The sequence below is a fragment of the Frankia alni ACN14a genome (assembly GCF_000058485.1).
Classification (GTDB): Bacteria; Actinomycetota; Actinomycetes; order Frankiales; family Frankiaceae; genus Frankia; species Frankia alni.
The window spans coordinates 6,075,642-6,087,958 of record NC_008278.1; the positions used below are offsets into that span (position 1 = coordinate 6,075,642).

8 protein-coding genes are annotated in these 12,317 nt (G+C 75.5%); 5 read left to right on the forward strand and 3 right to left on the reverse strand.

The features are described from left to right. Nucleotides 1–340: 340 nt before the first annotated feature. Nucleotides 341–1,591 (reverse strand): galactokinase, encoded by a 1,251-nt coding sequence (gene galK / locus FRAAL_RS24495; RefSeq protein WP_157892211.1) that lies wholly within the window; start codon nt 1,589–1,591, stop codon nt 341–343. A gap of 134 nt (nt 1,592–1,725) precedes the next feature. Then, nucleotides 1,726–2,859 carry a UDP-glucose--hexose-1-phosphate uridylyltransferase gene (locus FRAAL_RS24500; RefSeq protein ID WP_050997443.1) on the reverse strand — a complete coding sequence of 378 codons (1,134 nt, stop codon included), beginning with the start codon at nt 2,857–2,859 and terminating at the stop codon, nt 1,726–1,728. 351 nt (nt 2,860–3,210) lie between these two features. On the opposite strand from FRAAL_RS24500, the gene FRAAL_RS24505 reads away from it, so the two are divergent. The 4 genes from FRAAL_RS24505 (at nt 3,211) to FRAAL_RS24520 (ending at nt 7,408) form a co-directional block, all read left to right on the forward strand. Then, nucleotides 3,211–4,371 carry an alkaline phosphatase PhoX gene (locus tag FRAAL_RS24505; RefSeq protein ID WP_041939741.1) on the forward strand — a complete coding sequence of 387 codons (1,161 nt, stop codon included), beginning with the start codon at nt 3,211–3,213 and terminating at the stop codon, nt 4,369–4,371. Nucleotides 4,372–4,414: 43 nt separating this feature from the next. Further along, nucleotides 4,415–5,044 carry a redox-sensitive transcriptional activator SoxR gene (gene soxR / locus FRAAL_RS24510; RefSeq protein ID WP_011606708.1) on the forward strand — a complete coding sequence of 210 codons (630 nt, stop codon included), beginning with the start codon at nt 4,415–4,417 and terminating at the stop codon, nt 5,042–5,044. A gap of 75 nt (nt 5,045–5,119) precedes the next feature. Beyond that, a complete protein-coding gene (locus FRAAL_RS24515; protein WP_083866915.1) occupies nt 5,120–5,854 on the forward strand; it encodes an NADPH-dependent FMN reductase in 735 nt (244 codons plus the stop codon). Nucleotides 5,855–6,121: 267 nt separating this feature from the next. Then, nucleotides 6,122–7,408 (forward strand): ABC transporter substrate-binding protein, encoded by a 1,287-nt coding sequence (locus tag FRAAL_RS24520; RefSeq protein WP_011606710.1) that lies wholly within the window; start codon nt 6,122–6,124, stop codon nt 7,406–7,408. A 79-nt stretch (nt 7,409–7,487) separates the two neighbouring features. On the opposite strand, the gene FRAAL_RS24525 is transcribed toward FRAAL_RS24520, so the two are convergent. Next, complete coding sequence (locus FRAAL_RS24525) at nt 7,488–10,610, reverse strand: ABC transporter permease subunit (RefSeq protein WP_011606711.1); 3,123 nt, start codon at nt 10,608–10,610, stop codon at nt 7,488–7,490. Between the two features lie 595 nt (nt 10,611–11,205). Between FRAAL_RS24525 and FRAAL_RS24530 the strand changes: the two genes are divergently transcribed. Next, complete coding sequence (locus FRAAL_RS24530; RefSeq protein WP_041939742.1) at nt 11,206–12,303, forward strand: CAP domain-containing protein; 1,098 nt, start codon at nt 11,206–11,208, stop codon at nt 12,301–12,303. Nucleotides 12,304–12,317: the final 14 nt, after the last annotated feature.

Genomic DNA, 12,317 nt, shown 5'->3' on the forward strand with positions numbered 1-12,317 from the left:
GCGACCGCCCGGAACCGGGCACCTGCCCGGACCGAACTCGCCCGGCGGACCAGGCCGGACGGACTCGGGCCGCAGCCGTCCCGAAACGCCCGGCCCGGCCGACCGGCCGGGTAGCCCAGACGAGTCCGGGGGGCCGCTTGCGGTGCGTTGTGCACGGTCGGAACCTGCAGACCGTTGTGAGGGAGGGGTCGTGACCCGAGGGTCGAGCGGGAGGCAGGGAGGTAGGCGGGTAGGGAGGTAGGCGGGTAGGGAGGTAGGGAGGTAGGGAGGTAGGGCGCGGCAGGGTGGGGGTACCGCCACTACCCGGCGTTGATCGTCTACGACCTCGAGGAGGCAGGACCTACTCGTCGGGCAGCACCGTGACCGAGGTTCCGGCGACGGCCGAGCACACATGTAGCACTGCTTCGCGGCCGGTGCGGGCGAAATAGGCGGGTTCGAAGGTCTCCGTGAAGGCCTCCAGCCGGGCACGGTCCACCAGAGCCACCGCGCAACCCGCGAACCCGCCTCCGGTCATCCGGGCACCGAAGCAACCCGGGGCGGCGTAGGCCGCGGCCACAGCCGCGTCGAGCTCCGGCCCCGACACCTCGAAATCGTCCCGGATGCCCCGATGGCCGGCCAGTAGCAGCCGGCCGGCCGCCTCGGCGTCGCCGCGGGTCAGCGCCTCGGCGACGGCATCGACTCGCGCGTTCTCGGCGATGACGAAGCGGGCACGGCGCAGCGCCACCGGGTCGAGGCGGCTCGCGGCGTCCGCCGGCAGGGCGTCGAGGTCGCGCAGCGCCGGCACCCCCAGCGCCCGCGCGGCCCGCTCACATTCGGCACGCCGGTCCGCATAGGCACTCGTGACGAGCTCCCGCCGCGAGCCGGTGTCGATGACGACGACGGCGAGCCCGGCCGGCAGCGGCACGGGTGTGACGGTCAGCGTCCGGCAGTCGATGCGCAGGGCGTGCCCGGCGATCCCCCCGACGCAGGCGAGCTGGTCGAGTAGGCCGGTGGCGGCGCCGACCCAGGCGTTCTCCGCTCGCTGGGCGAGCCGGGCGAGCTCCGTCGGCGCGGGCACCGAGCCGGCGAGGTGGGTGCAGGCCACGGCGACCGCGAGTTCCAGGGCGGCCGAGGAGGACAGGCCGGCGCCGAGCGGGATGTCGCTGGCGAGCGCGCCCTGCCACGGCACGAGGTCGGCCCCGGCGGGCTGACCAGACGCGGCGAGCTGACCAGACGCGGCGAGCTGGACGGCCACGCCCTGCACGTACCGGGTCCAGCCGGTCGCGCGGGCGGACGGCGGCGTGTCCGCGGGGGGCGGCGGCAGCTCGATGACGGCGGGCGTCGGGTCCTGCTCGGACACCAGCCGTAGATGCGCACCGGCGGCAGGATCCGCGCCGGCCGCAACGTCATCGGTGCGGCGCAGGGCGATGCAGAGCTCGCGGTCGATCGCCACCGGCAGGCACAGGCCGTCGTTGTAGTCGGTGTGCTCGCCGATGAGGTTGACCCGGGCCGGTGAGCGCACCAGCAGAGTCGGCTCGCGGCCGTGGGCCGCCACGAACGCGCGCACCGCCCGAGCCGCGGCCGGCACCGCCCGTTCGCCCCCGCCGTCCACCGAACCCGGGCGCCCCGCCGAACCCCCGTGGCCTGTCGAACCCCCATGGTCTGTCGAACCCCCATGGCCCGCCGAACCCCGGTGGCCCGTCGAACCCCGGCGGCCCGCCGAGCCCGGGCGGCCCGGGGGCGACGTCACGACGGACGGATCCGCAGCGGCGCGGCGGGGACCGCCTCGAGGCCGCCGGGCAGGGTTGCCTCCCCGTCCCAGGCGTCCGCCATGACCGCGCGCAACCGGCCCGCGGCGTCCTCGGGGGTGAGGTCGCGCGCGGGCTCCGCGAGCATCTCGTAGCCGACGAGGTGCTTGCGGATCGTCGGCGAGCGCAGCAGCGGCGGGTAGAAGTGGGCGTGCAGCTGCCAGACCCCCTCGGCGGGACGCCGCGAACCGGTCGGCCGGCTCGTGGCCCCCGCCGGGTGCGGACCAGGGGCGCCGTGCCAGCCCATCGAGAACGGGAACGGGTGGTCGAACAGGGCGTCGTAGCCGGCGAGCAGGCGGCCCAGCACGTCGGCCAGGCTGTCCCGCTGGGCGCGGTCGAGGTCGGCGAGCCGCTGGACGGGTCGGCGGGGCAGCAGCAGCGTCTCGAAGGGCCACACCGCCCAGAACGGCACGACGACGAGCCAGTCGGAGTCGTCGAGAACGATCCGCTCCGCGGCGCGTGTCTCGGTGCGCAGGTAGTCGAGCAGCAGCGAGCTGCCCGACCGGGCGAAGTGCTCCCGCTGGTGGGTGTCCTCGGCGGCGGCCTCGTCGGGCAGGGCGTCGCAGGCCCAGATCTGCCCGTGGGGATGGGGGTTGGAGGCGCCCATCGCGGTGCCGCGGTTCTCGAAGACCTGCACCCAGCGCCACCGCTCGGACAGCTCGGCCTCCTGCGCCGCCCACGTGTCGACGACCGCGCGGACCTCGTAGGAGGACATGTCGACCAGCCCACGGCCGTGGTGCGGGCCGAAGCAGACGACCCGGCAGGTCCCGTGCGCGGGGGCGCTGCGCAGCAGTCCGCCCGGGTCGGCGCCGGGCGGCGCGGGATCGCTCTCGGCGGGTCGCAGCGCCGGGAAGTCGTTGGTGAACACGTACGTGCCCCGGTAGTCGGGATTGCGAGCGCCGCCCGCACGCTCGTTGCCGGGGCACAGGTGGCAGGCGGGATCGTACGCGACGGCGGGAGGCGTCGCCGCCGTCTCCCGGCCGCCGTGCCAGGGGCGCCGAACCCGCCCCGGCGAGACCAGGACCCAGCGGCCGGTCAGGGGATTGAACCGCCGATGCGTGGTGTCGTCCATCGATTCGACAGCCTGCCACGGCCCCGGCCGGACCGGCCCCGTCCGGACCACCCCGGAAGATCCACCGGCGGCCGAGGCGACAGGCCACCCGGACCGCCCGGTTACCTGACGCAACGCACTGACGACTCTAGGGTCAGGGGGTGGCACCGCCGCGGCGCGGTCGCGACAACCCGCACGTGCGGCGATCCGGACGGGCGACGGCCGGGCAGGGGCCGGGGCCGTCGGCGCGTCGCGGCCCCCCGACGCATGCAACGCGCATCACACGGCGGATCGGACAGGCGGCAGCGGTCAACCGCCGGCAGTCGGCAGTCGGAGGCCGGCGGCCGACCGGCTCGGAAGGGACGGCAGGGCATGGATCGACGGACGTTGCTGCGCTCGGCGGTGGCGGCGCTGGGCACCGCCGCGTTCTCCGGGGCCACCTGGCGTGCGGCCCTGGCCGCCACCGCCCGGCCCGGAGTGGGGCCCTACGGGCCGCTGCGCCCGCCGGACCGTTCGGGGGTGGCCCTTCCCGCCGGCTTCACCAGCCGGATCGTCGCCCGCTCGCACCTGCTCGTCGGCGCGACCGAGTACGTGTGGCACGACGCGCCGGACGGCGGGGCCTGCTTCCCCGGGCCCGGCGGCGGCTGGACCTACGTGTCGAACTCCGAGGTGATGCTGCACGGCGGCGCCTCGGCGCTGCGGTTCCGAGCCGACGGGACGATCGCCTCGGCGGGGCGCATCCTCGGCGGCACCACCGCCAACTGCGCCGGCGGGGCCACCCCGTGGGGGACGTGGCTGTCGTGCGAGGAGTTCTTCTCCGGCCGGGTGTACGAGGCGTGGCCGGACGGGTCGCGCAAGGCCGTGGCGCGCCCGGCCCTGGGCCGCTTCGCCCATGAGGCGGCCGCCTGCGACCCCGACCACCGGGTGATCTACCTGACCGAGGACCGCAAGGACGGCTGCTTCTACCGGTTCCGTCCGGACCGCTGGGGCGACCTGTCCGCCGGCCGGCTGGAGGTGCTGGTCGCCGATGCGCACGCCGAGTCCGGGCCGGTGCGCTGGGAGCGCGTACCCGACCCGGACGGCTTCCCCCGGGCCACCCGCCGGCAGGTTCGCGGGGCCCGCCAGTTCAACGGTGGCGAGGGCTGCTGGTACGCCCACGGCGTCTGCTACCTGACCACCAAGGGCGACGACCGGGTGTGGGCGTACCGGGCGGACGCCGGGCGGCTCGACCTGGTCTACGACCGGGCGAGCCAGCCCGACCCGCCGCCGCTCACCGGCGTGGACAACGTCGTCGGCGCGCGCTCGGGAGACCTGTACGTGGCCGAGGACCACTCCCGTCCCGCCCTGGTACTCATCACCCCGGACGGCGTCGTCGCGCCCTTCCTGCGGCTGCCGGGACACGACAGGTCCGAGATCACCGGCCCGGCGTTCAGCCCGGACGGCAGCCGCCTGTACTTCTCCTCCCAGCGCGGGGTGACCGGGCGCAACCGCGGCGGCATCACGTTCGAGGTGACCGGCCCCTTCCGCCGGTGACAGTTGAACCTGACTTCAGCTACAGAGACGTAGGATCGCGGGCATGCTCCCCACCGACCTGCTGACCGTCGGCGAGCTGTCGCGGCGCAGCGGATTCGCACCCTCGGCGCTGCGCTTCTACGAGCGGCAGGGGCTGCTCGCCGCCACCCGCACCGCCGGCGGCCAGCGCCGGTACGAACGCCACGTGCTGCGCCGGCTGGCGTTCATCCGCGCGGCCACCGCGATGGGCCTGAGCCTCGACGAGGTCGCGCAGGCGCTGGCGTCACTGCCGGACGCCCGCACCCCGACGAAGGCGGACTGGTCGGCCATCTCGCGGCGCTGGCGCACCCGGCTGGACGAGGAGATCGCCGCCCTGGAGGCCCTGCGCGACGGGCTCGACTCGTGCATCGGCTGCGGCTGCCTGTCGCTGCGCCGCTGCCGGATCTCCAACCCCGCCGACCGGATCGGCGCCCTCGGCCCCGGGGCCCGCGCGCTGCCCGCGTCGCTGCGGGGCGCCGGGAGGATGCATCACGGCGGCCACCGCCCGCAGCCCGGCGTCGACGGCGTCAGTGGCGACGGCGTCAGTGGCGACGGCGTCAGTGGCGACGGCGTCAGTGGCGACGGCGTCAGTGGCGACGGCGACGGTCCGTGCCCGAGCGGACCCGCCGCCACCCCGCCGGGGTCGGTCGGATAGACAGACGTCACGGCGGGTGGCGCGGCGGTCCACGACCGCGCCAAGGTGAGCCGAAGCAGGGTCTGAGGAGGGGTTGTGGGGGACTCATACGGTGCGTTCCGGTCGAACGCCGGCTCCACGGAGCAGGTCGTCGGCCACGGTCAACGGCCTGGCGGCGAGCCGTTCTCCCCTCTGCCCAGCCGGGTGGCCCACCGGCCCGTCGAGGCGCCGCCCACCGGGCCCGGGCCGGTCCGCTCCCGTCGCCGCCGTCCGATGATCGTCGGGATCGGCGGCACCACCAGGGCCGACTCCACCACCCACCGGGCTCTGACGACCGTACTCGCGACGATGGCCCAGGCCGGCGCCGAGACGGTGCAGTTCGGATCCGCCGAGCTGGACCTGCCGATGTACGCGCCCGAACGCCGCGAGCGCTCCACCGCGGCCCTGCGCCTGCTCGCCGCCGTGGAGCAGTCCGACGCCGTCGTGATCGCCACTCCCGGTTACCACGGCGGGATGTCCGGCCTGGTCAAGAACGCGCTGGACTACCTGGAGGACCTGCGCGGCGCGCCGCGGCCGTACCTCGACGGGCGGGCAGTCGGTCTCATCGTCTGCGCCGAGGGCAGCCAGGCGGCCGGAACGACGCTGAGCGCCCTGCGCTCGTCCGTGCACGCCCTGCGCGGCTGGCCGACCCCACTGGGCGTGACGCTCAACACCGAGCAGCCCCTGTTCGACTCCGCCGGCCGGCTCGTCGACGCCGCCGCCGCCGCGAGACTCGAAACGCTCGCCGATCAGATCATGGGATTCACCTACGCCTGGTCCCAGGTGATCTGACCCGCCCGGCCGGGCCGCCGCATCGTTCCGTCGCACGGCCCGGTCGCCGGATCCCCGTCGCAGGGCCCCGCCGCGGGTCCCCGCCGCACCGCCACCGCTCTACCCGGTGGCGACCTCCCCGTCCCGGTACCGTTCCGCATCGTGACGGTCCCGCCACGGCTCACCCTGGCGTATCCGCCCAGACGGGACGGGTCTACCGTGGCTGGCCCCGGCGGCGGAACGGGGGTGCCCGGCGCGGCCGGGCGGGCGGATGACGAGGAGACGGACGTGCGACGACGGTACGGGCTGCGTGGGCTCGCCCGGACAGGTCTGGCCCGGGCGGGTCTGGCCGCCGCACTCGCGGCGACGCTCGCCGGGTGCGGCGGTGGTTCGGACGGCGGGTCGGGCGGCTCGGCGGCGTCCGATCCCGCCGCGAAGGGATCCCCCGTCAAGCTGATGATCATCGCGCCGACGGGCACCGCGGGGACGAACTACCCCGAGATGGTGGCGTCCGCCCGCGCCGCCGTCCGTGGCGTCAACGCCCGCGGCGGGATCGCCGGGCACCCCGTCGAGCTCGTCCACTGCAACGAACGCAACGACGCCGCCAGCGCGAAGAAGTGCGCCCAGCAGGCCGTCGACTCCGGCGTCCTCGCCGTCGTCAGCGAGGTCAGCGGCACCGGTGGGATCATGCCGATCCTGCAGAACGCGGGCATCCCGTCGATCGGGTCGGCCGGCATCTCCGCCGACGGCTCCGAGCTCAGCTCCCCCGTCAGCTACGTCGTCAGCCCGTTGACGCTCTACCCGGCGGTCTGCCCGGCGCTGCTGGTGAAGGCGGGCGCGAGCCACCTCGGCCTGGTCGGCTACGACCTCAGCGCCAGCGACCGGCTGATCGTCATGGCCGAGGGCGGCGCGAAGGCCGTCAGCCACCCGATCAACCCGAAGATCCGCATCCCGATCACGACGAGCGACTTCACCCCGGCGATCTCCCAGCTGTCGCGCTCCGGCGCCGACGGCGCGGTGCTGGTCGTGTTCGACCAGGCCGCCTACGCGGTGATCTCCAAGTCCGGCCAGCAGATCCGCACCTGCCACGCGGCGGGCACCCTGTCGCCGAAGTACCTGGCCACGCTCGGCCCGGCGGCGGACAAGCTCGTCGTCGCCACCGCCTTCCCGGAACTGAGCCAGGCCGCCCAGTTCCCCGAGGTCGCGCGGATGGTCTCCGAGCTGGACGCGGAGCAGGCCGCCGGGGACGCCGACGCCGCACCCGCCCTGCGCACCACGACGACCACCACCGGGGCGTGGCTGTCCGTCCAGATCGCCGCGAAGGTCGGCAGTCAGGTGTCCGGGCCGCTGACGTCGAAGAACCTGCTCGCCCAGCTCAACCGGACCAGGCATCTGGACTTGGGCGGCATCGTCCCGCCGCTGGACCTCACCGCGACCACCCCGATCCCCGGCGCGGAGCGCATCTTCAACACGACTCTGCGGGGTGCCCGCTGGGACAGCGCCTCGAAGTCGTTCGTCCCCCTCGGCCCCGAGACCTACAACGGCCTGGACATCCTGCGTCGCGCCGGCTCCTGAGCGCCGTCCGCCCGCCGGGCAGCGACGCGCCACCATCCCCCTGCGCCGGCGGCGCGCGCCGGCTGGCCGGCGGGGCTGGTCAGGGAAGGGGGGCGTAGGCGGGCTCCGGGTCACCGAGGTAGGCCGCCCGCACCCGGGGGTCGGCGGCCACCTGCGCCGGGGTTCCCTCGGCGATGAGCGTGCCGGCGTCGAGGACGACCACCCGGTCGCAGACTCCCATGATCACGTTCATGTCGTGCTCGTTGAGCAGGATGCCCAGCCCCCACTCGTCCGCGAGGCGGCGCAGCAGGGCCGCGACCTCGGCGCTGGCCGACTCGTCGAGGCCGGCGCACGGCTCGTCGAGCAGCAGCACGGCCGGCCCGGCCGCGACGGCGCGGGCGATGGCCAGCAGCCGGCGGCGGCCGTAGGGCAGGTCGGAGACGGTGCGCAGCAGATCCTCGCGCAGCCCGAAGGCGTCGACGGCGGCGATCGCCGCGGCGGGCAGCGGCCGCGACCGCGGGACCACCAGGTCGGTCAGGTACGCGCGGGCGTCGCGGCGGTCGCTGGCCGCCTGGATGTTCTCCAGCACGGTGAGGTCGTCGAACAGCTCCAGGTTCTGGAACGACCGGCTGATGCCCGCGCGGGCCCGCCGGTGCGCGGGCAGCCGGTCGAGGCGGACCTCGCCGAGGGTCATCGAGGTGACCGACGCGGAGGTGTAGCCGGTGATCGCGTCGATGACCGTCGTCTTGCCCGCGCCGTTCGGGCCGATCATCCCGACCACCTGGCCGGGCGCGACCCGCAGGTCGACGGCGCGCACCGCGTGCACCGCGCCGAAGCTGACCGTCAGCCCCCGCACCGACAGCGCCGCCGGCTCCACCGCGCCGGAGAACCCGCGCCCCGGCGAGACGGCGACAGGGGCGCCCGCAGCGAGCGCCGGAGAGTGCGCAGGTGCGCCCGATGCGAGCGTCGGAGAGTGCGCAGGAGCGAGCGCCGGGCGGTCCCCCGGGGCCGCGCGCAGCGCCCGGTCCAGCCGGCCGGCGTCGGCGCGACGGCGACGGTCGGCCGCGCCGGGCAGGTGGCGGTCGCGCAGCAGGCGGGCGGTGCGGGCGTTCTCGGGCGCCATCCCGCCGCCGGAGCGGGAGAGCACGACGACGAGGACGATCCCGCCGATCAGCGGCACGTACCGGTCCAGCTCGGCCAGCCAGTCGCGCACCACGCCCCCGAAGGCGACGCCGAGCACGGCCGCTCCCACCGCGACGACCCAGGGCAGCCGCCGCCGCGCCGCCGCGCCGAGCCGAGCGCCGGTGCGCCGGTCGCCGGCCACCGCGGCGCCGGCGGCGAGACCACCCACGCCGGCGATCGCCGCGACGACGACCCGCAGCAGCGCGCCGAGCCGGCCGAGCCACTCCCCGACCGCGCCGCCGATGCGGGTCGCCAGCGCGCCGGCGGCCATCGTCGCGCCCGCGAACGAGCCGCTGACCCAGCCGACCCCGCCGACGACGGCGTAGGCGATGAGCAGGATCGAGGAGAACGGCGCGAACGTTCCGTCGCCGTAGTCGATGTTGCCGCGCTCGCCGTAGACGTAGAAGGCGTAGAGCACCCCGCCGAACCCGGCGATGGCCGCCGACAACGCGAACGCGTACAGCTTGGCGGCCACGACGCTGATGCCCAGCGCCGCGGCGGCGCGCTCGTTGGTCCGCACCGCGATGAGCCGCCGCCCGGCCCGTCCCCGGCGCAGGTTCGCGACCGCGAGCGCGACCAGGACGAAGGCGAGCACGGACACGGTCGCGAAGCCCCGCGGATCGGTCACCTTGTCCAGCGGGACGCCGAGGAAGCGCTGGCGTCCCACCACCGTTCCCTCCGGCGAGGCGAGGTCACCGAACAGCGACCCGAGTCCCCCCGCCCCCGGGGGTGGCGGAGAGTGGTAGCCACGCTGGAACAGCAGGGCGTCGACGGCCGCGCCGAGGCCGAGCGTCACCACCGCGAGCTGCAACCCCCGGGTGCGCAGCGCGGGCAGCGCGAACAGCAGCCCGACGACGGCGGTGCCGGCCACCCCGACGGCCATCGCCGCCTCCAGCGGCCAGCCGCGGGTCGCCACCAGCCGCCCGGCGATGAGCGCCGCGATCCCGGAGAAGGCGAGCTGGGCCAGCGAGAGCTGCCCGGTGAACCCGACGAGCACCACGACCGACAGGATGATCAACGCCCACAGCGCGTTGGCGTCGAGGGCGTCGACCCAGTCACGGGGCAGCAGCCAGACCGCCGCCAGCATCGCCGCGACGGCGACGGCGAGGGCACGCGGATGGACCCGGCCGCTGCCGAGCACCGGATGGCGCTCGGCGAGGTGGCCCCGCTCGGGCAGGCCCCGGCCGCGTACGGCCAGGTAGAAGACGATGACGGCCAGCGGCACCGCTCGGTCGACCCCGCGCCACCAGGGATGGTGTGCGACGAGCTCGTACTGCGCCTCCACCTCGATGACGCCGAGGGCGAGACCGCCGAGCAGCACCCCGGGGAAGGACGCGAACCGCGCCACCAGCGCCACCGCCAGCGCCGGCACGATGAGCAGCAGCAGGTTCGTCGCGGACAGCGGGTTCTGCAGCGGGGCGAGCAGGACGCCCCCGAGCCCGGCGAGCGCGCCGCCGGCACCCCACGCCCCGGCGGCGATCGCGTCGACGGACCAGCCGAAGGTGGCGGCGGCCCGCGGGTTCTCGGTGGCCGCCGTCGCCGCGAGCCCCACCGTCGTGAACCGGAAGACCGCCCACGCCGCCGCGACGACCGCGACGACCGCGGCGAGCCGGACGAACACGTCCACGCCGACGGACTCGCCGAACAGCTCGACCGTGCCGGTGGGCAGCACCGTCGGGGAGGTGCGCACCGCACCGGCGAACATCAGCGTCAGCGACGACTGGAGAATGATCAGCAGGCCGAGGGTCGCCATCAGCCGCAGCAGCGCCGTCGCCTCCCGCAGCGGGCGCATGACCAGAACCTGGAACCCGACGCCGATGCCGGCCGTCGACGCGACCGCGAGCACCGCGGCCAGACCCAGGGGAAGCCCCCACGGACCGTGCAGGCCGTGGAAGGCGTAGGCGGCCCACGCCACCAGCGCACCCTGGGCCATGTTGAGCACCCCGGCCCCGCGGGCGATCACCACCACGCCCGCGGCGACCAGCGCGTACAGCGCGCCCGTCCCGAGGCTGAGCAGCGCGAAGCCCATGACGTCGTTCACGGTCCACCCTGCTCCGGGCGCCGCGTGCCGGCACGCCCTGCTTCATCCCCCCAGCGGTCCCCCGTGGCGGCCACCGGCCCGCCCCGGTCGCGACGAGCGGCTCGGCGCCCATCGCGCCACGGACCTGGCGCGTCGGAACCGCTGATCACGGCGACCGACGCAGACGGTACGGCGGGCGCGACCGGCGTGACAAGCAAACCCTCCACAACAGCCGCGGCAGCCCACGCCATGATCACCGATCGGCGGTGGCGACCATTGCGGCCCACAGGGCCCACCGGACTCCCGGCAGCAGGCCGGGCCGGGTGATCGTGGCCTTACCGGCGGACACCGGACGCTCACGCCAGGTCGCTCGGACGAGCCGCAATCCGCCCGGACGTGGCACGGACCTGGCGCCGCGCGGCGTCAGGCATGGTGGCCGCGCCCATCTCCCGGTACATCTAGAACAGGCAGACAGAACAGGCCGACACGTCGCCGTCGCCCGGCGCCCGCCCGAACCCGGTGATCGGCCGACGGCGGCGCATCCTCACGACCAGTACACGGCCTCACGACCAGTACGCGGCCACGGCCGACCAGAACAGCCACGGGAGTGGGACGGATGACAGAGCTCGTGCCCGGTGCGAACGCGCCGCTGCCCCGCGGCCCCGTCTCGGTTCGCCTGATCGGGCCGTTCGACCTGTGCGCGTTGGTGACCGCGGCGCATGGCAAGGTCGACGGGGATGACGACTTCGTGTTCTACAACCAGCCGGCGACGGCCGGCGTCATCCTCAGCGGCGACGAGGTGATGGTCGACCCGGAGCGGCTGCGGCCCGGTGCCGAGCGCGTCGTGATCGTCGCCAGCTCCGAGGACGGCACGACGCCCTTCGGGCGGCTGCCCGGGCCCGTCGTCACGTTGCACGACCGGCGCGGCAACCTCAACGCCCACTTCACCCCGCCGCCGCTGACCAGCGAGACCGTGGTCACCCTCATCGAAATCTACCGTCGGGGCGCGCAGTGGAAGGTCCGCGCCGTCGGGCAGGGGTACGCCGACGGCCTGGCCGGCCTCGCCCGCGACTTCGGCGTGGACGTCGACGACGGCAGCCCGGCCACGCCCGAGACCGCGGCTCCCCCGCCCGACCCCACCCCGGCCGTCCCCCGCCAGGACACTCCCGCCAGCCCTGCCCCGACCCACGCCGCCCACGCCGGCGCCGGCGCCGCCCCCGTCCCGGCCGGCGGCCCGCCGGCACGGTGGGGCGAGCAGGCCGCGGCCGGCCGCGGGCAGGTGCGCGACGAGCGGCCGGGGCCGGCCGGGGCCGGGGAGGACGGCGTCTCGTCGATGCTGGCCCAGGTCGTCACGCTGACGAACATCGAACGCGAGCGGGAGGGCCTCGCGCCGCTCGCCGTCGACGCGCGGCTGGCCGCCGCCGCCGAGTCCCACAGCCGGGACATGGCGGCACGGGGCTTCTTCGCCCACACCAGCCCGGACGGCCGTACGGTGTCCGACCGGGTGACGGACCTGGGCTACCGCTACGCCCGGGTCGCCGAGAACATCGCCGCCGGCCAGACCACGGCCGAGGAGGTCGTCGCCGGCTGGATGCAGAGCCCCGGCCACCGGGCCAACATCCTCATCCCGCAGCTACGCCAGATCGGCGTCGGGCACGCCACCGGCGGCGAGTACGGCACCTACTGGACGCAGGTCTTCGGCGTCCTGCTCTGAACCGGCGGCCGGAC

Excerpts from the sequence above, each read along its gene's own strand:
- FRAAL_RS24500 (WP_050997443.1), bottom strand. The coding sequence starts at position 2,859 with ATGGACGACACCACGCATCGGCGGTTCAATCCCCTGACCGGCCGCTGG.
- FRAAL_RS24505 (WP_041939741.1), top strand. The coding sequence starts at position 3,211 with ATGGATCGACGGACGTTGCTGCGCTCGGCGGTGGCGGCGCTGGGCACC.
- soxR (WP_011606708.1), top strand. The coding sequence starts at position 4,415 with ATGCTCCCCACCGACCTGCTGACCGTCGGCGAGCTGTCGCGGCGCAGC.
- FRAAL_RS24530 (WP_041939742.1), top strand. The coding sequence starts at position 11,206 with ATGACAGAGCTCGTGCCCGGTGCGAACGCGCCGCTGCCCCGCGGCCCC.